The organism is Kitasatospora sp. NPDC088351 (genome assembly GCF_040685575.1).
Taxonomy (GTDB): Bacteria; Actinomycetota; Actinomycetes; order Streptomycetales; family Streptomycetaceae; genus Kitasatospora.
Window position 1 is genome coordinate 1 of the sequence record NZ_JBFBIL010000025.1, and the last position, 22,755, is coordinate 22,755.

19 protein-coding genes are annotated in these 22,755 nt (G+C 73.0%); 7 read left to right on the top strand and 12 right to left on the bottom strand.

Annotation, left to right across the window (positions count from 1 at the left end):
- Nucleotides 1-242: 242 nt before the first annotated feature.
- Nucleotides 243-806: a DoxX family membrane protein gene (locus tag AB0P06_RS18995; RefSeq protein WP_363608691.1), complete on the top strand. Its 564-nt coding sequence runs from the start codon at nucleotides 243-245 to the stop codon at nucleotides 804-806.
- Nucleotides 807-1,159: 353 nt separating this feature from the next.
- On the opposite strand, the gene AB0P06_RS19000 is transcribed toward AB0P06_RS18995, so the two are convergent.
- Complete coding sequence (locus AB0P06_RS19000) at nucleotides 1,160-4,015, bottom strand: DEAD/DEAH box helicase (protein WP_363608693.1); 2,856 nt, start codon at nucleotides 4,013-4,015, stop codon at nucleotides 1,160-1,162.
- Between the two features lie 239 nt (nucleotides 4,016-4,254).
- On the opposite strand from AB0P06_RS19000, the gene AB0P06_RS19005 reads away from it, so the two are divergent.
- Together AB0P06_RS19005 and AB0P06_RS19010 are read left to right on the top strand one after the other, a co-directional pair.
- Complete coding sequence (locus AB0P06_RS19005) at nucleotides 4,255-4,629, top strand: hypothetical protein (RefSeq protein WP_363608695.1); 375 nt, start codon at nucleotides 4,255-4,257, stop codon at nucleotides 4,627-4,629.
- Nucleotides 4,630-4,657: 28 nt separating this feature from the next.
- Nucleotides 4,658-5,008 (top strand): metalloregulator ArsR/SmtB family transcription factor, encoded by a 351-nt coding sequence (locus AB0P06_RS19010; protein WP_363608697.1) that lies wholly within the window; start codon nucleotides 4,658-4,660, stop codon nucleotides 5,006-5,008.
- A gap of 62 nt (nucleotides 5,009-5,070) precedes the next feature.
- Here AB0P06_RS19010 and AB0P06_RS19015 read toward each other — a convergent pair whose 3' ends face one another.
- Nucleotides 5,071-6,243 (bottom strand): aminotransferase class V-fold PLP-dependent enzyme, encoded by a 1,173-nt coding sequence (locus AB0P06_RS19015; protein WP_363608698.1) that lies wholly within the window; start codon nucleotides 6,241-6,243, stop codon nucleotides 5,071-5,073.
- Nucleotides 6,244-6,322: 79 nt separating this feature from the next.
- Here AB0P06_RS19015 and AB0P06_RS19020 point away from each other — a divergent pair, with 79 nt between their 5' ends.
- Both AB0P06_RS19020 and AB0P06_RS19025 read left to right on the top strand, forming a co-directional pair.
- A complete protein-coding gene (locus tag AB0P06_RS19020) occupies nucleotides 6,323-8,389 on the top strand; it encodes a prolyl oligopeptidase family serine peptidase (protein WP_363608700.1) in 2,067 nt (688 codons plus the stop codon).
- Nucleotides 8,390-8,590: 201 nt separating this feature from the next.
- Nucleotides 8,591-10,963 (top strand): immune inhibitor A domain-containing protein, encoded by a 2,373-nt coding sequence (locus AB0P06_RS19025; protein WP_363608702.1) that lies wholly within the window; start codon nucleotides 8,591-8,593, stop codon nucleotides 10,961-10,963.
- A gap of 336 nt (nucleotides 10,964-11,299) precedes the next feature.
- Here the strand turns inward: AB0P06_RS19025 and AB0P06_RS19030 are convergent, their stop codons facing one another.
- The 5 genes from AB0P06_RS19030 to AB0P06_RS19050 are packed head-to-tail and all read right to left on the bottom strand — an operon-like array spanning nucleotide 11,300 to nucleotide 16,982.
- A complete protein-coding gene (locus AB0P06_RS19030; protein WP_363608704.1) occupies nucleotides 11,300-12,277 on the bottom strand; it encodes an oligopeptide/dipeptide ABC transporter ATP-binding protein in 978 nt (325 codons plus the stop codon).
- Complete coding sequence (locus AB0P06_RS19035) at nucleotides 12,274-13,275, bottom strand: ABC transporter ATP-binding protein (protein ID WP_363608706.1); 1,002 nt, start codon at nucleotides 13,273-13,275, stop codon at nucleotides 12,274-12,276. Before AB0P06_RS19035 ends, AB0P06_RS19030 begins: the two co-directional genes overlap by 4 nt.
- Nucleotides 13,275-14,261 carry an ABC transporter permease gene (locus tag AB0P06_RS19040; RefSeq protein ID WP_363608708.1) on the bottom strand — a complete coding sequence of 329 codons (987 nt, stop codon included), beginning with the start codon at nucleotides 14,259-14,261 and terminating at the stop codon, nucleotides 13,275-13,277. The genes AB0P06_RS19035 and AB0P06_RS19040 overlap by 1 nt, the downstream gene beginning before the upstream one ends.
- On the bottom strand, nucleotides 14,258-15,217 hold the full coding sequence (locus tag AB0P06_RS19045; RefSeq protein WP_363608710.1) for an ABC transporter permease: 960 nt from the start codon (nucleotides 15,215-15,217) through the stop codon (nucleotides 14,258-14,260). Before AB0P06_RS19045 ends, AB0P06_RS19040 begins: the two co-directional genes overlap by 4 nt.
- A 13-nt stretch (nucleotides 15,218-15,230) precedes the next feature.
- Nucleotides 15,231-16,982, bottom strand: coding sequence for an ABC transporter substrate-binding protein (locus tag AB0P06_RS19050; RefSeq protein ID WP_363608712.1), 1,752 nt, complete (start codon nucleotides 16,980-16,982; stop codon nucleotides 15,231-15,233).
- 215 nt (nucleotides 16,983-17,197) lie between these two features.
- On the opposite strand from AB0P06_RS19050, the gene AB0P06_RS19055 reads away from it, so the two are divergent.
- A complete protein-coding gene (locus AB0P06_RS19055; RefSeq protein WP_363608714.1) occupies nucleotides 17,198-18,673 on the top strand; it encodes an aminopeptidase P family protein in 1,476 nt (491 codons plus the stop codon).
- Between the two features lie 21 nt (nucleotides 18,674-18,694).
- On the opposite strand, the gene AB0P06_RS19060 is transcribed toward AB0P06_RS19055, so the two are convergent.
- From AB0P06_RS19060 to AB0P06_RS19070, 3 genes are all read right to left on the bottom strand, one after another.
- On the bottom strand, nucleotides 18,695-19,024 hold the full coding sequence (locus AB0P06_RS19060) for an XRE family transcriptional regulator (RefSeq protein ID WP_363608716.1): 330 nt from the start codon (nucleotides 19,022-19,024) through the stop codon (nucleotides 18,695-18,697).
- Complete coding sequence (locus AB0P06_RS19065; protein WP_363608718.1) at nucleotides 19,021-19,392, bottom strand: type II toxin-antitoxin system RelE/ParE family toxin; 372 nt, start codon at nucleotides 19,390-19,392, stop codon at nucleotides 19,021-19,023. The genes AB0P06_RS19060 and AB0P06_RS19065 overlap by 4 nt, the downstream gene beginning before the upstream one ends.
- 98 nt (nucleotides 19,393-19,490) lie before the next feature.
- Nucleotides 19,491-20,462: an aldo/keto reductase gene (locus AB0P06_RS19070; RefSeq protein WP_363608720.1), complete on the bottom strand. Its 972-nt coding sequence runs from the start codon at nucleotides 20,460-20,462 to the stop codon at nucleotides 19,491-19,493.
- Between the two features lie 95 nt (nucleotides 20,463-20,557).
- Between AB0P06_RS19070 and AB0P06_RS19075 the strand changes: the two genes are divergently transcribed.
- Nucleotides 20,558-20,968 carry a MerR family transcriptional regulator gene (locus tag AB0P06_RS19075; RefSeq protein ID WP_363608722.1) on the top strand — a complete coding sequence of 137 codons (411 nt, stop codon included), beginning with the start codon at nucleotides 20,558-20,560 and terminating at the stop codon, nucleotides 20,966-20,968.
- On the opposite strand, the gene AB0P06_RS19080 is transcribed toward AB0P06_RS19075, so the two are convergent.
- Nucleotides 20,956-21,981 carry a nitronate monooxygenase gene (locus AB0P06_RS19080; protein WP_363608723.1) on the bottom strand — a complete coding sequence of 342 codons (1,026 nt, stop codon included), beginning with the start codon at nucleotides 21,979-21,981 and terminating at the stop codon, nucleotides 20,956-20,958. The two genes, AB0P06_RS19075 and AB0P06_RS19080, sit on opposite strands and share 13 nt — an antisense overlap.
- A 118-nt stretch (nucleotides 21,982-22,099) precedes the next feature.
- Nucleotides 22,100-22,747 carry a response regulator transcription factor gene (locus AB0P06_RS19085; RefSeq protein WP_363608725.1) on the bottom strand — a complete coding sequence of 216 codons (648 nt, stop codon included), beginning with the start codon at nucleotides 22,745-22,747 and terminating at the stop codon, nucleotides 22,100-22,102.
- Nucleotides 22,748-22,755: the final 8 nt, after the last annotated feature.

Sequence of the window (22,755 nt, forward strand, 5' to 3'; positions counted from 1 at the left end):
GGGGCGCGGGCGGGCGCCGGCGCGCGCCCGGCCTGGACCGATCTTCATCGCATCATCGGACAACACAATGAACCTACCCGCCGCGGCAGCAGGGCGCTAAGCTGCGAACTTCCGAGCCGGCACCTGACAGGCCGCGCCCCGGTTGGTGCTTCGGGCCGCCCCTCACCCGGATCCAGCCAACCGCGGTGTGCCCCGTCCTCTTCGGTGCCGGGGAACTCTGAAGGGATCTGAAGGAGGGGCGGATGGAGTCACATCTCGCACGGCTGGTTCGGACGGGCAGACGCCGGGCCGACGATTTCTCCCGCGGCTACCGGCGGGTGGCCCCCGGAGTCCTGCGGGTCAGCGTCGGGGTGGTGTACCTCTGGTTCGGGGTGCTCAAGTTCGTCCCGGGAGCCAGCCCCGCCGAGGACCTCGCCACCCGCTGCATGAGCCTGATGACCTTCGATCTGGTGCCGCCCGGCGTCTCACGGCCGCTGCTGGCACTCATGGAGGTCATCATCGGGGCCGGCCTGGTCACCGGACTGCTGCTCCGCGTGGTGCTGGCAGTCTTCTTCGCGCACATGACCGGGGTGTTCGCGACGCTCGTCCTGCTGCCGAACGACGTGTGGGTGCACGGCATCCCGCCCGTCCCGACGCTGGAGGGGCAGTACATCCTCAAGAACATCGTGCTGATCGCGGCCTGCCTGACCGTCGCCGGCCGACGAGAGGAACGGACCGAACCCGGCCCGGCACCCGAGCCGGCCCCGCGCGGCGGTCACCTCGTCGGCACCAGCGCCCGAGCCGACCGACAGGCGATGACGGGCTGACCGCGGACCAGACCGCGGCGGCCCCGGGGAGCCTCGGCCCGTCGCGGCAGGACGGGCTGCGGTGGCGGCCTCGCTCGGGTCGGGCGAAGCCGCCCCGGTCGAGCGCGGTGGTCGGGTTCGCCATCTGGATCGTGCAAGGCCAAGGCAGTGGCACCGGGCCCTGATACCGGTCTTCGCCGTCCTCGAAGACCAGGGCGGAGGCTGCAGAAACACTCTCGCCGTCTTCTGCGCAGGAGGTCGGCTGGGCCGGCTTCCTGCGAGAGGCAGGGGGCGGGGGTGGAGGGTGGAAGTCACCGGCACGCGAAGGGGCCCGCACGTTCGTGGCGAACGTGCGGGCCCCTCCGGGTGTCCGGCTAGCCGACCGAGGAGTAGGCGATGATGCCGCGGCGCAGCCCGTCCACCGCCTTGCGAGCGGTCCGGCGCAGCTCGACGTCCTCGCCGGCCGCGTCCTGGATCTGGCCGAGCACGTCGATCAGCTGCTTGGTCCAGCGGACGAAGTCACCGGCCGGCATGTCGGCTTCGCGCAGGACGGCGTCCAGGCTGTGGCCGAGCGCCCAGCGGTAGGCGACCCAGGCGAAGCCCAGGTCCGGCTCGCGCTGGCCGACGCCCTCGGCGGTGTTGATCCGGTGCTGCTCCTCCAGGGCGTCCAGGTGGCCCCAGATCCGGACCATCTTGCCGAGCGCCTCCTTGGCGCCGCCCTCGGGCACCTTGGGGGCGGCGGCGTCGTCGGCCTGCCGGGCCTCGTAGACCAGCGCCGAGGCGCAGGCGGCCAGTTCGGCGGCGGCGAGGCCGTTCCAGACGCCCTCGCGGATGCACTCGGAGGCGAGCAGGTCCAGCTCGCCGTAGAGCCGGCCGAGGCGCTTGCCGTCGTCGGTGACGGTGTCGCCCTGGAGGTAGCCGAGGTCGGCGAGCAGCCCGCAGACCCGGTCGAAGGTGCGGGCGATGGTGTGCGTACGGGAGCGCATCCTGCGCTCCAGCAGGTCGGTGTCGCGGTGCAGCCGGTGGTAGCGCTCGGCCCAGCGGGCGTGGTCCTCGCGCTCGTCGCAGCCGTGGCAGGGGTGGCGGCGCAGCTCGGTGCGGAGCCGGGTGATCTCCGGGTCGTCGGCGGCGGCGGCCCGGCCCTTGCGGAACCGCTCGGGCTCCAGGTGGCCGGCCTTGGTGCGCAGTGCGGAGGCGAGGTCGCGCCGGGACTGCGGGCTGCGCGGGTTGAAGGACTTGGGGATCCGGACCCGCTCGATGGCGACGACCGGGTGCGGGAAGTCGATCATGGCGAGCCGCTTGACCTGCCGCTCGGCGGTGAGCACCACCGGGCGCGGCCCGTCCTGGTAGTCGGGGTGGCGCGGACCGCCGCGCGGCGAGCGGCTGACCGGCGGCAGACCCGGGTCGAGGACGAGGGCGAGACCGGCGAACTTGCCGGTGGGGACGTGGATGACGTCGCCCGGCTTGAGCTGCTCGATGGACTCGACGGCGGCGGCGCGGCGCTGGCTGCTGCCCTCGCGGGCGAGCTCGTTCTCGCGCTCCTTGAGCTGCCGGCGCAGGCCCATGTACTCGTCGAAGTCGCCGAGGTGGCAGGTCATGGAGGCGCGGTAGCCGTCCAGTCCCTCCTCGTTGCGCTGGACCTGCCGGGCGATGCCGACCACCGAGCGGTCCGCCTGGAACTGCGCGAAGGACGTCTCCAGCAGCTCGCGGGAGCGGTGCCGGCCGAACTGGGAGACCAGGTTGACGGCCATGTTGTAGGACGGCCGGAAGGAGGACTTCAGCGGGTAGGTGCGGGTGCCGGCCAGGCCGGCCAGGGCCTCCGGGTCGAGGCCGCGCTGCCAGAGCACCACGGCGTGGCCCTCGATGTCGATGCCGCGCCGGCCGGCCCGGCCGGTGAGCTGGGTGTACTCGCCGGGGGTGATGTCGGCGTGGGTCTCGCCGTTCCACTTGACGAGCTTCTCCATGACCACCGAACGGGCGGGCATGTTGATGCCGAGCGCCAGGGTCTCGGTCGCGAAGACGGCCTTGACGAGGCCCTTCACGAAGAGCTCCTCGACGACCTCCTTGAACCGCGGCAGCATGCCGGCGTGGTGGGCGGCGATGCCGCGCTCCAGCCCGTCCAGCCACTCGAAGTAGCCGAGGACGTGCAGGTCCTCGTCGGGGATGTCGGCGCAGCGCTCCTCGACGATGGCGCGGACCTGGGCGCGGTCGGCGTCCTTGTTGAGCCGCAGGCCGGAGCTGAGGCACTGCTGGACGGCGGCCTCGCAGCCGGCCCGGCTGAAGATGAAGGTGATCGCGGGCAGCAGGCCCTCGGCGTCGAGCCGGTCGATGACGTCGACCCGGCCCGGCGTCCAGACCCGGCCGGGGCGGCCGTTGGGCATGGAACGGCCGCGGCCGCGGCCGAACTTGTCGCGCGGGTTGCGGTCCAGCTCGGAGCGGGCGAGACGGACCAGTTCGGGGTTGACGGCCTTGGCCGGGTTGCGCGGGGCGTCCTTGGGGCGGCCGTCGCGGTCCGGGTCGGCGAACAGGTCGTACATCCGGTTGCCGGCCATGACGTGCTGCCAGAGCGGGACGGGCCGGTGCTCGGAGACGATCACCTTGGTGCCGCCGCGCACGGTGTCCAGCCAGTCGCCGAACTCCTCGGCGTTGGAGACGGTGGCGGAGAGCGAGACCAGGGTGACGGACTCGGGGAGGTGGATGATGACCTCCTCCCAGACGGCGCCGCGGAAGCGGTCGGCGAGGTAGTGGACCTCGTCCATGACGACGTAGCCGAGGCCGTCGAGGGTGCTGGAGCCCGCGTAGAGCATGTTGCGCAGCACCTCGGTGGTCATCACCACCACGGGTGCGTCGCCGTTGACGGTGTTGTCACCGGTGAGCAGGCCGACCTTGGCGGCGCCGTAGCGCTTGACCAGGTCCCCGTACTTCTGGTTGGAGAGCGCCTTGATCGGCGTGGTGTAGAAGCACTTGCGCCCGCCCTGGAGGGCGAGGTGGACGGCGAACTCGCCGACGATGGTCTTGCCGGAGCCGGTGGGCGCCGCGACCAGGACACCCTCACCGGACTCCAGGGCCTGGCAGGCCTCCAGCTGGAAGTCGTCCAGCGGGAAGTCGTAGAGCTGCTGGAAGCCGTAGAGGGCGGTCGCCTGCTCCTTGGCCCGGCGGCGGAAGGCCGCGTAGGCCTCGGCGGGGCCGAGCTCCTGGTCGTCGTGGGGCTCGGGCACAGGGGTGTTCATCGCCGTCCGGGTGTGATTGGTGTGATCTCGCATCTCAGCGAGAGGTTACCCGTGAGGGCCGACATCGATAGCACCGTTTTTCTGCGCTACTGGATCACTTCTCTCTCAGATCCATAGTTGCAAATGTCTTCAAGCGATCACGAACGCGCCAGCTTCGGACGTCTCCGGTCATCTTCGCTGGAGTACCGCCCACCCTCCCTAGATTCGGACCACAGCCACCACTCACGGGAGGAATGACGATGGCGAACCTGGAGACATCCCTCAAAGAAGCCATGGGCATCGAGGGCGCGATCGGTGTGGCCCTGGTCGACTACGGCAGCGGCATGGCGCTCGGCACCCTCGGGGAGGGCGGCGAGTTCGACCTCAACGTCGCCGCCGCCGGCAACACCGACCTGGTCCGGGCCAAGATGCGGACCATGGAGATGCTCAACCTCCACGACAACGAGATCGAGGACATCCTGGTCAGCCTGACCAGCCAGTACCACCTGGTCCGGCCGCTCACCATGCAGAACGGCCGGGGCCTCTTCCTCTTCCTGGCGCTCAACCGGGCCCGCGCCAACCTCGCGATGGCCCGCCACCAGCTGAAGCGGATCGAGCTGGGACTGGAGCTCTGACCGGCCGGGCAGCGGGGAAGGGGGCGCCGTGGCGGTCGCGCTGTACCAGGCCAAGGCCGAGTTCTTCCGGATACTCGGCCACCCCGTCCGGATCCGGGTGCTGGAGCTGCTGCAGGCCGGACCGACGCCGGTCCGGGACCTGCTCGCCGAGCTGGCGGTCGAACCGTCCAGTCTCTCGCAGCAGCTCGCCGTCCTGCGCCGGTCCGGCATCGTCACCGCCACCCGCGAGGGCAGCACGGTGGTGTACGCGCTGGCCGGGGGCGATGTCGCCGACCTGCTCCGGGCCGCCCGGCGGATCCTCACGGTGCTGCTCGCCGACCAGCACCTGCTGCTCGCCGAGCTGCGCGCCGCCGCGGACCGGCCGGAACAACCGGGCTGACCGAATCAGCCGGAGCAGCCGGGCCGAGCGGGCCCGGCCGCGGCCCGGCGGGGTGCCGCGGGTCAGCCGCGCAGCAGCTCCGGCAGCCGCTCCGCCAGCGTCCGGTACTCGTGCGGCCGGTTGTACAGCTGCGCGCTGACCCGCAGCACCCCGCCGCCCGGCCAGGGGCGCACCGCGATCCGGGCGGACAGCCGCCGCCACACCTCCGCCATCACCGCCCGTGCCTCGGCGTCGCTCTCGCCCACGCCCCGCGGCAGGCGCAGCGCGCGCATCGACAGGCCAGGGGTGGCCGGCAGCGGCGTCAGCCCGGCGTGCCCGGCCAGCAGCCGCGCGCCGTGGGCGGCGAGCCGCTCGTTGTGGTCGCGCACCCGGTCGGCGCCCAGTTCGCGCAGCAGGTCGAACCCGGCCGGGGCGGCCAGCCACGGCGTGTAGTCGCAGGTGCCGCGCCACTCGACGCTGGCGGGGAAGCCCCGGTGGTGCTCCCAGGAGAGCGCGAGCGGGCGGACCCGGCCGGTCCACTCCGGGCGGACCGCGAGGACGCCGGTGGCGCGCGGGGCGAAGGCCCACTTGTGCAGGTTGCCGAACCAGAAGTCGGCCGCCCCGGCCACCGGCGCGGGCAGCATGCCGGGCGCGTGGGCGCCGTCCACCACGGTCGTCACGCCGTGCTCGCGCAGCGCGGTGAGCAGCTCCGGGCCGGCGATCCGGCGGGCGGTGGGCGAGCTGATCTGGTCCAGGACGGCGAGCCGGGTGCGGTCGGTGACGCCGGCGAGGACGGCCTCCCGGACGGCGTCCTCGTCCGGGAGATCCAGCGGCAGGTGGACGGTGTGCACCTCGGCGCCGGTCTCCCGGGCACGCCGCCGGACCGCCTCGGTGACGGCTCCGTAGCCGTGGTCGGTGACCAGGATCCGGTCGCCCGGCGCGAGCGGGACGCTGTCCAGGGCGATCGCGACGGCCTCGGTGACGTTGGCGACCAGGGCGAGCCGGGCCGGGTCGGTGCCCAGCTCGGCGGCGATCCGGGTACGGGCGGCGGCGACCCGGTCGGGCAGGTCGGCGAAGAAGCCGTCCGGGTCGCGCTCCTGCTCGGCCCGGAGCAGCTCCTGGGCGCGCTGGACCGGGACGGGCACCGTGCCGAAGGAGCCGTGGTTGAGATGGGCCGCCTCCGGCGCCAGGGTGAACAGCGTGTCCGTCCCGGGCAGCGCGGCCGGGGGCTCGGCTGTCCGCAGGTCCTCGGTCACTGCGCCTCCTAAGTGATGTGTGACATTTCACATGACAGAATACTGGCCGGGCGAGGCACCGCGCGGAGACCATCGGGCCGTGACCATCACCGACCCCTTCCTCTCCCTCAGCGCCCGTACCGGCCGCTTCACCTACGGCGCTCCGCGGGCGATCACCCTCAGCGAGGACGGTACCCGGCTGCTGCTGCTCCGCTCGACCGGCCCGGAGGACCGGGTCGAGCGGCTCTGGCTGCTCGACCCGGCCGAGGGCGGCGAACGCCTGGTGGCCGACCCCGCCGCCCTCGCCCCCGGGCGGACCGGCGACCGGGCCGGCCTCCCGGCCGTCGAACGCCGCCTGCGCGAGCGGATCCGCCTCACCGCGGCCGGCATCGGCGCCTACGCCGCCACCGCCGACCTCTCCACCGCCGTCTTCACCCTCGACGGGCGGCTGTTCCGGGCCGACACCGCCACCGGCGAGTGCCGCGAACTCCCGGCCGCCGGGCCCGCCTTCGACCCCCGGCCCGACCCGGCCGGCGAGCACGTCGCCTACGTCGCCGACGACGCCCTGTACGTCACCCCCGGCCCCGCCCCGCTCAGCCCGGCCGACGGCGCCCGCTGGGGCGTCGCCGAGTTCGCCGCCGCCGAGGAGCTGGGCCGCTCCCGGGGCCACTGGTGGCGCCCGGACGGCGGCGCCCTGCTGGCCGCCCGGGTGGACGAATCCGCCCTGCCCAGGCGCTACTTCGCCGACCCGGCGCGCCCGGCCGAACAGCCCGAGGACTTCGCCTACCCGCAGGCCGGCGGGCCCAACGCCGACGTCCAGCTCTGGGTCCTCGGCCTGGACGGACAGCGGACCCGACTGCACTGGGCCGCCGCCGAGTTCCCGTACCTCTGCGCCGCGCAGTGGGCCGACGAGGGCGAGATCCTGCTCACCGTCGCCGACCGGCTCCAGCAGCACGTACTCCTGCTCAGCGCCGACCCCGCCACCGGCGAGACCCGCGAACTCTCGCGCACCACCGACGAGTTCTGGGTCGACGAGCTGCCCGGCACGCCCGCCCGGCTCGCCGGTGGACGGCTGCTCACCGTCCACGACACCCCCGGGGCCCGGGGCCTGGCACTCGACGGCAAGCCGCTGGACACCACCGGCCTGCAGATCCGCCGCGTGGTCGGCCGGCTCCACGGCAAGCTGCTCACCGAGACCGGCGAGGGCGACCCGGCCGACCAGCACGTCCACCTGATCGACCCGGACGGCGGCGCACCCGAGCGCCTCAGCACCGGCCCCGGCGTGCACAGCGCCCTCGCCGCCGCCGACACCCTGCTGCTCACCTCCGCCGACCCCGACGGCATCCGCCGCCGGCTGCTCCACCACGGCGAGGAGAGCGAGCTCACCGACCTGAGCGCCCGGTTGCCCTACCGGGTCGATCCCCGGCTCGCCCGGGTCACCGAACTCGGCCTGCCCACCGCCGTGGTGTACCCGCGCGACCATGTGGCCGGCCGCCGGCTGCCCGTCCTGCTGGACGTCTACGGCGGGCCCGGCTACCAGGCGGTGGCCACCGAGCCGCGCCGCTGGCAGCTGCGCCAGTGGTGGGCCGACCAGGGCTACGCGGTGGTCACCACCGACAACCGGGGCACCCCGTTCGTCTCGCCCGACTTCACCCGGGCGATCTTCCGGCGCTTCTCCCAGGTGGCGCTGGACGACCAGGTGGCCGCCCTGCGGGCGCTCGCCGACACCCACCCCGACCTCGACCTCGGCCGGGTCGGCGTCCGCGGCTGGTCGTACGGCGGCTACTTCGCGGCGCTCGCCGTGCTGCGCCGCCCGGACGTCTTCCACGCCGCCTGCGCGGGCGCGGCGCCCACCGACTTCCGGCAGTACGACACCGCCTACACCGAGCGCTACCTCGGTCTGCCGCAGCACAACCCGGAGGGCTACGCGGCCGACTGCCTGGTCGGGGACGCCCCGGCGCTCACCAGGCCGCTGCTGCTGATCCACGGCCTGGCCGACGACAACGTCCACCCCTCGCACTCCCTGCTGCTCTCCCAGGCGCTCACCCGGGCCGGCCGCCCGCACGCCGTGCTGCCGCTGCCGGGCGTCACCCACATGACCCCCGGCGGGGTGAACGAGGAGATCACGCAGGCCGAACTCGCCTTCCTGAACGGCGCGCTGCGGTAGCCGGCGGCACGGCGGTGAGCGGCGGCGCTCGGCACCGCCGTGGAGCACACCGGAACTGAGATCTCGTCACATCAGGGGCGCCGCACGACCGGCCGGGTCGCGCGGCGCCCTTTCCGTCAGCGCCACCCCTTCCACGTAACCCGTGACATGTGAAATATTACCTGCGCCCACCCGACCACCCCTCCGGAAAGGACCGGTCAGTTGCGCAGACTGTCCGCGGCACTCGCGGCCGCGCTCACCACGAGCGCGATAGCGGCCACCCTCCTCGGCACCCCCGCCCAGGCCGCCTCCCCCTCCCCCGTCACCACCGCGGCCATCGCCGCCCGGAGCGCCGAGGCCGGCGGCGCCGAGGCCCCGCCCGCACCGCTCGCGCCACAGGAACGCGAACGCCAGGCGCTTCGCACCAAGGCGCTGGAACAGCTCAACAAGGGCGTCGTCGCCAGGACTCCGGACCGGCGGACGCCGGCCAAGGTGAAGATCGGCAACGACTACGTCCAGCTCGCGCAGGAGCGCAAGGACAAGGTCTTCGTCATCCTCGCCCAGTTCGGCGACCAGGTGGACACCACCACGCTCCACAACGGCCAGCCCCGCTACGGCGGCACGCCGGGCCCGCGCCACAACACCATCCCCAAGCCCGACAAGAGCGACAACCACACGCTCTGGAGCGGCGACTTCGACCGCGACCACTACCAGCGGATGTTCTTCGACGACCGGCCCGGCGCCGTCTCGATGCGCAACTACTACCGCACCCAGTCCTCCGGCCGGTACGACGTCGAGGGCACCGTCAGCGACTGGGTGACCGTGCCGTACAACGAGGCCCGGTACGGCAGCAACAAGGGCCCGCAGGGATCCGGCGCCTGGACCCAGGCCCAGGAGTTCGTCCAGGACGCCGTGAAGGCCTGGTACGACGGCGAGATCGCCAAGGGCCGGACGGCGGCGGACGTCAGGAGCCAGCTCGCCCAGTACGACGTCTACGACCGCTACGACCACGACAAGAGCGGCACGTTCAGCCAGCCGGACGGCTACCTGGACAACGTGATCGTGGTGCACGCGGGCGTCGACGAGACCTGGGGCGGCGGCGCGCAGGGCGCCGACGCGCTGTGGGCGCACCGCAGCTGGGCCTTCCCCGACCCGGCCGGACAGACCGGCCCGACCGGCAACCGGATCGGTGGCGTCCCGGTCGGCGACACCGGGCTGTACGTCTACGACTACGTCCAGGCCGGCGAGAACAGCGGAGTCGGCCTGTTCGCCCACGAGTTCGGCCACAACCTCGGCCTGCCGGACCTCTACAGCACCGCCGGCGGCGACAACAGCGTCAACTTCTGGTCGCTGATGGCCTCCGGCTCCTACCTCGGCAAGGGCAGCAACACCACCGGCGGCTACCCCGGCGACCTCGACGCCTGGAGCAAGCTGCAGTTCGGCTGGCTCAACTACGACGAGGGGCAGGCCGCCACCCGCTCCAGCCACGCCCTCGGCGTCAGCGGCTACAACACCGACCAGGCCCAGGCCCTCCTGGTCCACCTGCCGGACAGCACCACCACCACCGAACTGGCCGACCCCTACCAGGGCGGCAAACAGTGGTGGAGCGACACCGGTGACAACCTCGACAACTCCCTGGCCCGCAGCGTCGATCTGCGCTCGGCCGGCGGACCGGCCGCACTGGACGCCGCCGTCTGGTACGACACCGAGTTCGACTACGACTTCCTGACCGTCGAGGCCTCCACCGACGAGGGCCGGACCTGGAAGCCACTCGGCGGCACGGTCGACGGCGCCCCGATCGGCAACACGAGCGCCAACACCCCCGGCCTGAGCGGCGCGTCCGGCGCCTACCGGCAGCTGCACATCCCGCTCGACGGGTACGCCGGGCAGCAGGTCCGGCTGCGCTTCCACGTCACCTCGGACAACAACACCCACGGCAAGGGCGTGCTGGTCGACGCCGTCCGGATCACCGCCGGTGGCACGGAGCTGTTCGCCGACGGTGCCGAGAACGGCGCCAACGGCTGGACGGCCACCGGGTTCTCGGTCATCACCGGGCGCGACGCGGTCAAGCAGCACCCGCGCGCCTACCTGGTGGAGAACCGCCGGTACGCGGGCTACGGCGCCTTCCTGAAGACCGGCCCGTACAACTTCGGGTACACGGGTGTCGCCGGTAAGCAGAACATCGTCGACAACTACCCGTACCAGGAGGGCGTGCTGGTCTGGCTCTGGGACACCGCCTACGGCGACAACAACACCGTGAGCCACCCGGGCGGCGGCCTGATCCTGCCGGTCGACGCGCACCCGGCGCCGATCCGGTTCGCCGACGGCACGCTGGTCAACGGCCGGGCGCAGACCTTCGACGCGACCTTCTCGCTGAAGCCCACCACGGCGTTCACGCTGCACAAGGGCGGCGTCCCGGTGCGGATCCCGTCCGAGCCGGCCGTCCCGGCCTTCAACGACCGCACCGGCGTCTACACCGACCCGGCCACCCCGCAGCTCGGGGTGAAGGTGCCGGACACCAACACGAAGATCGAGGTCGTCCGGGAGTCCCGCGACGGGCGGCTGACCACCGTCCGGGTCGGCCCGGCCTCCTGAGACCGGCACGCAGGCAGGCCCCGGCCCCCCTTCGGCGGAAGGGGGGCCGGGGCCTGCGCGTACTACCGGCTCCGCCTGGTCGCGCGGCACCGTCGAGCTGACGCCGAGGACGACCGCGGCCGGCGTCGGCGGCACCAACGAGGACAGCGGCACCGCACCGGCGCGACGGACCCGGTGGAGCCCGGTGCCACGGGTGGACCCGGCCGGGCGCGGCCCTCGTGAGGTTCCCCGCCGCGCCCGACCGGGGGTCGGTGAGGGGGCGCGCCCCCTCGGAGGGATGCCGTACCACTCGGCGTGGGGGTGACCGAGCGGTACGGCGGCCGGCGGCCCGGGGGCTCAGCCCTCCGGGAAGTGGCAGGCTGCCTCCCGGGCGCCCGGCCCGGCGATCCGCAGCAGCGGCCGCTCGGTCCGGCAGAGCTCCTGCGCCTTCGGGCAGCGCGGGTGGAAGGTGCAGCCGCTGGGCGGGTTGGCCGGGCTCGGCGGGTCGCCCAGCAGCACGATCCGCTCGCGCTCCCGCTCGGCGGCCGGGTCGGGCAGCGGCACGGCGGAGAGCAGCGCCCTGGTGTACGGGTGCGCGGGGCTGCCGTACACCTCAGCCTTGTCGCCGATCTCGACGATCCGGCCCAGGTACATCACCGCGACCCGGTCGCAGACCCGCTTGACCACCGAGAGGTCGTGCGCGATGAACACGTACGCCAGGCCCAGCTCGTGCTGGAGCCGCTCCATCAGGTTGACCACCTGGGCCTGGATGGAGACGTCGAGCGCGGAGACCGGCTCGTCGGCGATCACCAGCCGCGGCGAGGTGGCCAGCGACCGGGCGATGCCGATCCGCTGGGCCTGGCCGCCGGAGAACTCGTGCGGGTAGCGGTCCAGGTGTTCGGGGATGAGCCCGACCAGCTCCATCAGCTCACCGGCGCGCTTGCGTGCGTCGGCCGCGCCGGTGCCCTGGACCAGCAGCGGCTCGGAGATGATCCGGGCCACCGTCTGCCGGGGGTTGAGCGAGGAGTACGGGTCCTGGAACACCATCTGCAGGTCCCGCCGGTGCGGCCGGAGTTCGGCCTGGCTCAGGCCGCCGATCTCGGTACCGTCGAAGGTGACGGTGCCCGAGGTCGGGTCGAGCAGCCGGACGATCATGCGACCGGTGGTGGACTTTCCGCAGCCGGACTCGCCGACCAGGCCGAGCGTCTCGCCCTTGCCGACGTCGAAGCTGACGCCGTCCACGGCCCGGACCGGCGCCCCGGCCCGGCCGGTCCGCCCCCGTCGGCCGGGGAAGGTCTTCACCAGGTCCCTCACGGACAACAGCGTCTCCGTCACGACCGGGCTCCTTCCGGCACCAGGGGCAGATGGCAGGCGGCCTGGTGGCCGGGCGCCAGCGGGCCGAACCCGGGGCGTTCGGCCAGGCAGCGGGCGTGCTCCTCGGCGGTGGCGGCGACGGTGCGGGCGCAGCGCGGGGCGAAGGAGCAGCCAGGGGCGGGGGCGATCAGCGACGGCGGGCTGCCGGGAATGGCCCGCAGCGGGGCGTCGTCGGTGTCGTCGAGGCGGGGCAGGGAGTCCAGCAGCCCCCGGGTGTAGGGGTGCGCGGGCCTGCCGAACAGCTGGTCCACGGGGGCCTGTTCGGCGGCCCGGCCGCCGTACATGACGAGCACCTCGTGGGCGACCCGGGCGACCACACCGAGGTCGTGGGTGATCATGACGACGCCGAGGCCGCGGTCCTGCTGGATGCGGGCGATCAGGTCGAGGATCTGGGCCTGGACGGTGACGTCGAGGGCGGTGGTGGGCTCGTCGGCGATCAGCAGCTCGGGTTCGCAGGCGAGCGCCATGGCGATCATGACGCGCTGGCGCATGCCGCCGGAGAACTGGTGCGGGTACTCGTCGACGCGGCGGGCGGGTTCGGGGATGCCGACCTCGCCCAGCATCTCGATCGCCTTCTCCCGGCCGGCCTTGCGGTTGGCCTTGAAGTGCACCCGGTAGTGCTCGGCGATCTGCTCGCCGACGGTGTAGAAGGGGTGCAGGCTGGACAGCGGGTCCTGGAAGATCATCGCGATCCGCCGGCCCCGGACGGTGCCCAGCTGCCGCTCGGACAGGCCGTTGAGCTCCTGCCCGTGCAGCCTGATCGAGCCGGTGACGGCGGCACCGCGGTGCAGCCCCATGACGGCGAGCGAGGTGACGGACTTGCCGGAGCCGGACTCGCCGACCAGACCGAGGGTCCGGCCGGCCTCGACGGTGAAGGAGATGCCGTCCACGGCCCGGACGGTGCCGCGCGGGGTGTCGAAGGACACCCGGAGGTCGTCGACCTCCAGCAGCGCGCTCATCAGTACCTCACTCTCGGGTCGACGTAGGCGTAGAGCAGGTCGACCAGCAGGTTCGCCGCGACGATGAAGGTGGCCGCGAGCAGGGTGACGCCGAGGATGACCGGCTGGTCGGAGCGGACCAGCGCGTCGTAGAAGAGCCGGCCGATGCCGGGCAGACCGAAGATGGACTCGGTGATGACGGCGCCGGCCAGCAGGCCGCCGAGGTCCATGCCGAAGATGGTGAGGATCGGCGTCATGCCGGAGCGCAGCCCGTGTTTGACGGTGACGGTGCGGGCGGGCAGGCCCTTGGCGCGGGCGGTGCGGATGTACGGCTCGGCCATCGTCTCGATCATCGAGTTGCGGCTCTGCCGGGCGTACATGGCCGCGTACAGCAGGGCCAGGGCGATCCACGGCAGCAGCAGGTTGGAGGCCCAGGAGAACGGGTCCTCGGTGAACTTGGCGTACGCCGGGTAGGGCAGCAGGCCGGCGCTCCGGACGACGCCCCAGATCAGCATGATCGAGGTGAAGTAGACCGGCAGCGAGGCGGTGCCCACCGAGAGCACCATCAGCGCCTTGTCGGTCAGGGTGCCCTTGCGCAGGGCGGAGGTGACGCCGGCGCCGAGGCCGAGCACCAGCCAGAGCACGGCCGCACCGAGGGCGAGCGAGACGGAGACCGGCAGGCGGTCGATGAGCAGGTCCCAGACCGGCAGCGAGTAGTCGTAGGAGTAGCCGAGGCAGGGGAACTCGCAGCGGACGGCGCTGGGCCCGCTGCCGTAGTCGCGCCCGGCGAAGATGCCGGTCAGGTAGGAGGCGAACTGCTCCCAGACCGGCTTGTCCAGGCCCATCGCCACCTTGACCTCGGCGACCCGCTCGGCGGTGCAGGTCTTGCCGCAGGCGGCCGCCGCCGGGTCGTTGGGCAGCAGGTAGAAGATGGTGAAGGTGATGGCGCAGACGGCGAGCAGGATGCCGGCCACGCCGAGCAGCCGTCGGCCGAGGTAGAGGATCACGACCGGCCTCCCCTCGGGTCGAGGATGTCGCGCAGCGCGTCGCCGAGCAGGGTGAAGGCGAGCACCGCGAGGAACAGGAAGACCGTCGGGATCAGGAAGTAGGTCGGGTCGGTCTCGTAGTGGTTGATGCTCTCGGCGATCATCTGGCCCCAGGACGGGGTCGGCGGACGCACGCCGACGCCGAGGTAGCTGAGCGCGGCCTCGGTGCTGATCATGCCGGGGATCAGCAGCGTGGTGTAGGCGATGATCGGGCCGGAGACGTTGGGCAGGATCTCCCGGGTGAGGATGCGCCAGGAGCGGGCGCCGCCGACCTTGGCGGCCTCCACGTACTCGCGGTGCTTGAGCGAGAGGGTCTGCCCGCGCACCACCCGGGCGATGCCGGGCCAGCCGAACAGGCCGATCACCAGGGTCATCAGCAGGATCCGGTTGACGTCCTTGGCCACCGACATCATCGCGATCATGAAGATCAGCGAGGGGAAGGACATCGTCAGGTCCATCAGCCGGGAGAGCGCCGAGTCGACGCGGCCGCCGAAGTAGCCGGCGGCGATGCCGGCCAGGGTGCCGGCGGCCACGACCAGGGCGGTGGCGGTGAACGCGATCAGCAGCGAGACCTGGCCGCCGTGCAGCACCCGGGCGAACAGGTCGCGGCCGGTGGCGGGTTCGACGCCGAACCAGTGCCGGGCGCCGATCCCGCCGAAGTCCCCGAGCGGCAGGCCGCCGAGGTACGGGTCGATGGCGCGCTTGTCGAACTCCTCGGGCGTCCAGCCGCCGAGCGCGCTGAGCGGGCCGGCCAGAGCGGCCATCAGCAGCAGGAGGCCGACCATCACCAGGCCGAACCTGGCCGAACCCCTGGCCCAGAGCTGGTCCCAGACCAGCCGCCAGGGGCCGCGGCCGACGGCCTTCGCGGGGCCCGCCGCCGTGGTGGCCACGGCGGCGGGCTCAGTGGTTGAACTCATGGGTGACGGTCCCTCAGCCCTGGCTCTTCGAAGGGTCCTTGAGACCGATCGTGGCGAAGTCGAAGAAGCCGGTCCACACCGGGTGGCCGAAGGCGCCGGCGATGTTGGTGCCGACCAGCAGCGGGCGGCGCTGCCAGAGGACCGGCACCGCCGGGGCCTTCTTCATCAGGTCCTGGTCCAGCTGGAGCCAGGCGGCGCTCGCCTCGTTGAGGTCGGTCATCGCGTTGATCTGGTCGATCCGCTCCGAGGTGGCCTGGTCCCGGAACTGGCTGTAGTTGCCCTGGTTGCCGGTCTCCTTGATGGTGCGGCCGTCGAAGAGGAAGGGCAGGAAGGTGGCACCGGACGGGTAGTCCGGGCACCAGCCGCTCAGCGACAGGTCGGGGGCGTTCTTGGTGTCACCGATCGTGTCGCTGTAGACCGACGGGTCGGCGGTGTTGATGGTGACCTGGATGCCGGCCTTGGCCAGCGACTGCTGGAGCGCCTCACCGCGGGTCTTGTCGCCGGTGGAGACGGTCAGGCTGACCTTGAGGTCCGGCTTCCCGGCCGCCGCGAGCAGTTCCTTGGCCTTGGCCGGATCGCCGGTCGAGGGGATCTTCAGCGGGTCCTGCCGGGCGCCGCCGGTCAGCGCGGGCGGCAGGAAGGAGCTGGCGTAGTCGGTCATCGCCGGGCCGCCGAACGCGGTCACCTGCGAGTCCCTGTCGACGGCGTACATCATCGCCTCGCGGACCTTGGGGTCGTCGAACGGCGCCCGGGAGTTGTTCATGTACAGCAGGTCGGTACAGCCGGTCCGCTCGGCCACCAGCCGCTCCTTGACGTCCGGCTTGGTGAGCACCTTGGCGACGGACTCCGGGCGCATCCAGGGCATCTCGACGGCCGAGGCGTCCGCGCCCTCGCTGGCGATCAGGCGGTCGTCGACCTGGCCGCCCTTGAGGCCCTGCACGACGACGATCTTGTCCGGGTACGCCTTGCGGACGGGGTCGCCGGCCGGGTCCCAGTTGGTGTTGCGGACCAGTACCAGCTGCTTGCCGCGCTCGTACGTCTCGATCTTGTACGGGCCGGAGGAGAACGGGCGCAGGTCGTACTGGGTGCCCTTCTCCTGGGACTGCGGCACCGGCGAGAAGGTCGGCAGGGTCGCGGTGTAGGAGAACTCGGCGACCGGGCGCTTGAGATGGAAGATGATCGTCTTGTCGTCGGGCGTCTCGACACTGGCGAGGTGCTCACCGGTGAGCGGGCCCTTGTAGTTCTCGCCGCCGGCCAGGTACTGCGCGGCGTAGTCGGGGCCGCCGGTGAGGTCGGGGGCGAAGGAGCGCTCGACGTTGTACTTGATGTCGGCGGCCTTGATCGGGGTGCCGTCCTCGTACTTGACACCGTCCTTCAGGGTGAAGGCCCAGGTCTTGCCGCCGTCCGAGGGCCGGCCGACGTCGGTGGCCAGGTCGGGGACGATCTCGCTGCCGGCCGCGCCGGGCTCCGCTTTGAAGGTCACCAGGGTGCGGTAGAGCAGCCGGATGCCGAAGTCCATGTTCGGCATGGTCCAGTTGCGGGCCGGGTCGAGGTGGGCGAAGTCCTGGTTGGAGAGCACCGTGAGGGTGCCGCCCTTGACCGGCGTACCGCCGACGATGGTGCCGGATGCGGCCCCCGGGGCCTTGGTGCTGCCGGCGGCCTCGCCACCGGTGTCGCTCTTGTCGTCCTTGCCGCACGCCCCGAGACCGAGGGTGAGTGTCGCTGCGAGGGCCGCCGCGAGGGCGGCGTGGGTGCGCCTGGTCATGTGCAACTCCGCAGTGGGGGGCCTGCCGTGAAGGCCCGTGGTCGGCCCCGGGGCTGATCCGGGACCCGGCCGGGGAGGACGACCTCAGGGGGTCTAGCCGCTCCGCGGTGTGACCCGTAACATAGTAATGTGAAATTGCACTGCACAAGGGGTGGCGCATCCCGTTACCGACCTGTGTCCGTGCAGCTCCCCCGCCCCGCATAGGAGTTCCCCCGGTGACCCTCCACCAGCCCGCGCTCAACATCGGCAGCCACGACCTCCCCGTCTCCCCCGCCCTGGACGCCTTCATGGGCACCGCCTGGGCCGCCACCCCGCTCCCCGCCGACCAGCGCGCCCCCGGGTTCGCGGTGCTGCCCGCCCGGCGGACCCGGCTCTCCGCGGCCTTCCCCGGCGAGCGGCTGCTCGTTCCCGCCGGCGAGCTGAAGGTCCGCAGCAACGACGTGGACCACCGGTTCCGCCCGCACAGCGCCTACGCCTGGCTCACCGGCCTCACCGGCGAGGACCAGGTCGGGCACATCCTCGTCCTCGAACCGACCGGGCCCGAGGGCCACGAGCCCGTCCTCTACCTGCGCCCGCGCTCCCCGCGCGGCGGCGCCGGCGCACACGGCTCGCAGTTCTACCGCGACCGCCGCTACGGCGAGTTCTGGGTCGGCCGCCGTCCCGACCTCGGCGAGGCCTCCCGGCTCACCGGCGTACGCACCGAACACCTCGACGACCTCGGCAAGCTGCTGAGCGGCCCGCAGCCCGCCACCCGCGTCCTGGCCGGCGTCGACTCCTCCCTCGACGCCGCCACCGGCCGGCCCGGCGCCCCCGCCCTCGGCCAGGCCGACGCCCAACTCGCCTCGGTGCTCTCCGAACTGCGCCTGATCAAGGACACCTGGGAGGTCGAGCAGCTCCAGCTCTCCGTCGACCACACGGTGCTGGGCTTCCAGGACGTCGTCCGCGCGCTGCCCGCCGCGCTCCGCCACCCGCGCGGCGAGCGCTGGATCGAGGGCGTCTTCAACCTGCGCGCCCGCGCCGAGGGCAACGGCACCGGCTACGACACCATCGCCGCCTCCGGCGCCCACGCCTGCGTCCTGCACTGGATCCGCAACGACGGCCCGCTCGACCCCTCCGCCCTGCTGCTGCTGGACGCCGGCGTGGAGACCGACACCCTCTACACCGCCGACATCACCCGCACCCTCCCGCTCGGCGGCACCTTCTCGCCCGTCCAGCGCCAGGCCTACGAGCTCGTCCTGGCCGCGCAGGACGCCGGCATCGCCGCACTGCGGCCCGGCGCCCGCTTCCGCGACTTCCACCGCGCCGCCATGCGCGTCATCGCCGAAGGCCTGGCCGACTGGGGCGTCCTGCGGATCCCCGCCGAGCAGGCGCTCGCCGAGGACAGCGGCCTCTACCGCCGCTACACCCTCTGCAGCAGCGGCCACATGCTCGGCCTCGACGTCCACGACTGCGCCAAGGCCCGCGCCGAGACCTACCTCGACGGCGTCCTGGAGGAGGGCCAGGTCCTCACCGTCGAACCCGGCCTCTACCTCCAGCCCGACGACGAGACCCTCCCGCTGGAACTCCGCGGCCTCGGCATCCGCATCGAGGACGACCTCGTCATCACCGCCGACGGCGCCCACCTGATGTCCGGCGCCCTCCCGCGCACCGTCGCCGGCATCGAGTCCTGGATGTCCGACCTGCTCGGCTGATCCCGCGCACCGGCAGGGGGATCAGGCCACCTTGACCGTCCGATCCCCCTGCCGCACGGTCACCTCCACCTCGCCACCGATCGCCGCCGCATAGGCCCGCAGGTTGTCGAGGCTGTCCACCTGCCCGTGCTCGATCTGCGACACCCGCGCCTGGCTCACCCCCAGCAGCCCGGCCACCTCCCGCTGCGTCAGCCCCGCCTTCCGCCGCAGCTCCGCCAGCTCGTACCCGCGGATCCGCGCCAGCGTCTCCCGCCGCATCCGGGCCCGCTCCGCCTCCGCCTCGGGCGTGGCCAGCTCGGGGTTGAGGCGCTGTGCCTCGGCCCATACCTCGGTCCAACTACGGCCCTTCATGCGTCGGCTCCCTTCTCGGACTCCTTGACGTACTGCTCGTAGCGCCGCTCAGCCAACGGAATGTTCTCGTCGTACCACCGGGCCCACTGCCCGTTCTTGTCACCGGCGACCAAGAAGATCGCTTCCCGCTCGGCATCGAACACGAAGAGCATTCTGATCTCCGACTGCCCCGCCGAGCCTGGCCGCAGTTCCTTGAGGTTGTGCAGTCCGCTGCCGTGGACCCGGTCCACCAACGGACGCCCCAGCAGCGGCCCGCGGCGCGCCAGGAGGTTGACCGCATTGGCGATCTGGTTGGCGGTGTCCGGGTCATGGACACAGATATCCAGGAACCAGTCGTTCACCGGCCCAAGAAGAGTGATCTCCCACATACCCGCTACGTTAAGTTGTGTCTTATACGTTACCGGCCCCTCGCCCGGCTATCCACTCTTCCGGGGGACGACACGGGCTCCGGCCCGCGCCCCGGCGCTCACGCCCCGTCGAGGTGGGTGCGCTGGGCAGGGGTGAGGTCGAGGTCGGCGGCGTCGAGGGCCTCGTCGAGCTGGGCGAGGGTGGTGGCCCCGATGACGGGGAGGACAGGGATGTCACCGCCGAGGAGCCAGGCCAGGACGACCTGGCCCGGGGTGGCGCCGGTGTCGGCGGCGACCTCACGCAGGGCGGCGAGCCGGGCCGCCGAGTCCGGGTGGTCGTACTGCGGGGGCAGCGGCCGGGCCGGGGCCGCGTAGGCGCCGTGCAGCAGCGGGCCGTAGGCGAGCAGGGTGAGGCCGGGCTCGGCGCGGACGTAGTCGAGCAGTTCGGGGGTGACGGGCTGCTGGACCCCGAAGTCCGCGCCCGGCCGCGGCCGCAGGTACGTGTGGCGCTGCTGGAGACAGCTGTACCCGGCCAGGCCCCGGGTGCGGGCCAGCGCACGGGCCCGCTCCAGCCGCCAGGTCAGCTGGTTGCTGCTGCCCAGGACGTCGACCGTGCCCTCCCGGACCAGGGCCCCGAAGGCGTCGACCGTCTCCGCCAGCGGCGCCCGGCGATCGTCCAGGTGCCCGTACAGCAGGTCGATCCGCTCGGTGCCCAGCCGCTTCAGGCTGCCGTCGACGGCGGTACGGACCGCTGCCGCCGACAGCCCCTCCGCGTTGGCCGGCCACTCCCCCGGGCCGGCCGGGCGGGCGCCGACCTTGGTGGCCAGCACCACGGCGTCCCGGTTGCCGCGCGCCGCGAACCACCGGCCGAGCACCAGCTCGCTCTCGTCGCCGCAGGCGCCGTCGTGCCAGAAGCTGTAGTTGTCCGCCGTGTCGACGAAGGTGCCGCCCCGCTCGGTGAAACGGTCCAGCAGCGCGAAGGCGCGGGCCTCGTCGACCCGGGTGCCGAACGGCATCGCGCCCAGGCAGAGCACGCTGACCTCGGGCCCGGGGGTTCCGTCGGCGCGGCGTCCAAGAGTGCGGTGGCGCACGGTTTCCTCCGTGAAGAGCGGTGGGGTTCGCACCGGAAACCCTGGCAGCTGGAGCGCGGTCCAGGTCAACCGGCAACGGTGGCATGATCATTCGCATGAGTGCATCCGGCAGTGAGCTGTTGACGCCCGCGGAGGCGGTCGAGCGGTCCGGGTTCAGCCTGGACACCCTGCGGTACTACGAACGCATCGGCCTGCTGGGCAGTGTGCAGCGCGCCCGGACCGGTCATCGGCGGTTCAGCGAGCACGACCTCGCCTGGCTCGGCATGCTGCGCTGCCTGCGGGACACCGGGATGCCGATCGCCGGCATGCTGCGCTTCGCCGAACTGGCGCGCGGCGGCGACGGCACCGTGGCGCAGCGGCTCACCGTCCTGGAGGAGCACGACGCGCAGGTGGAGGAGCAACTCGCCCACCTGCGGCGGCAGCAGGAACACATCCGGGCGAAGATCGGCCACTACCGCGCCTTTCTCCACGCCGAGGGCGCCGAGCCCGCCGGTCAGGACCGCTGAGCCGCCCGCCACAGCTCCTCGACGATGGCCGCCACCGGACCGGTGCGGGCCGAGCGGTGGCCGGTGCCGGCCCACAGGTGCATGGCGCCGGTGTCCGCCCGCGCCGTCGCCGCCGCGCGCAGCGGCTGGGTGAGGTGGTGCACCTCGGGGTAGGCGGGCGGGGCGTACGGCTCGTACCGCTCGATGAAGGCGTTGCGCAGGCCGCGGGCCGGGCGGCCGGTGAAGGCCCGGGTGACGACGGTGTCCGGGAGTTCGGCGAGGGCGGCCTTGTGCGCGGCCGAGGCGCCGGACTCGTCCGAGCGCAGCAGCGCCGTGCCCACCTGGACGGCCACCGCCCCGGCCCGCAGCGCGGCGGCGATGGCCGGACCGTCGGCGAGGCCGCCCGCCGCGATCAGCGGCAGCACCGTCACCGCCCGTACGGCGGTGAGGAGTTCGAGCAGCGGGACGGCCCCCGGGCGGTCCGCCACCCGGTGGGTGGCGCGGTGTCCGCCCGCCTCCGGACCCTGCACGCAGAGCGCGTCCATCCCGGCCGCCTCCGCGTGCCGCGCCTCCTCGGGCGTGGTGACGGTGCCGATCTGGTACGCCCCGGCGGCCCGTAGCGCCCGCGCCTCCTCGGGCGAGGGCAGGCCGAAGGTGTACGAGACGACGGGGACGGGCCCGGCCAGCAGCGCGGCGATCTTGGCGTCCCAGTCGTCGCGGTCCGGTGCGATCGTCTCGGGGAGCCGGACGCCCCAGCGCTCGGCCTCCGGCAGCAGGTGCGCCCGGTACCCGGCGACGGCCGCCGGATCGCCGGGCGCGGCAGGGACGAAGAGGTTCACGCCGAACGGCAGGTCCGTCAACTCACGTGTCCGGTGGATCTGTTCGACCATCGCGGCGGCGCTGCGGTACCCGGCGGCGAGAAATCCCAGGGCGCCGGTCCCGTTCACGGCGGCCACCAGCTCCGGGGTGGAGGCGCCGCCGGCCATCGGCGCGGCGATGACGGGAACGGCGAGTTCGTCGAGACGGACGGCCATGAGGGGGTTCCTCCACTCCACACGTACACAAAGCGGTTCGAACCCGGCCCACCCTACGCCCGCCCGGCGGCGGCCGACCGCCGCCCGCACCCGGCACCGGATCAGCCCCCGCGCCGGATCAGCCCCCGCGCCGGATCAGCCCCCGCCCGCGCGCCTCCCGCACCGCCGCCGTACGCGAGTCCACCCCCAACTTGGTGTAGATGTGCACCAGGTGCGACTTCACGGTGGCCTGGCTCAGGTGCAGCTGCCGGCTGATCTGCTGGTTGGTCAGCCCGTCGGCGACCAGCCCCAGCACCTCCGTCTCCCGTGCGCTCAGCGCCGCCGAGGGGGTCCGCATCCGCTCCAGCAGCCGGTCCGCCACCGTGGCCGCCAGCGCCGACCGGCCCTCCGCCGCCGCGCGCACGGCCCGGGCCAGCTCCTCCGGCGGCGCGTCCTTGAGCAGGTAGCCGGTGGCCCCGGCCTCCAGCGCGGGCAGGGTGTCCGCGTCGGTGTCGTAGGTGGTGACGATCAGCACCCGGGGCGCGCCCGGCCGGGCGGTGATGGCCGCGGTGGCCTGCGCGCCGTTCATCGCCGAGCCGGGGCCGAACTGCAGGTCCATCAGCACCACGTCGACCTCGGCCTCCGCCGCCAGCTCGACCGCCCGCTCGGCGGTGGCGGCCTCGGCCACGATGACGAAGTCCCGCTCGCTCTCCAGGACGGCGCGCAGCCCGGCCCGGACCACCGGGTGGTCGTCCGCGAGCAGCAGTCGGATCAGCTGGTCGGTCACAAACGCTC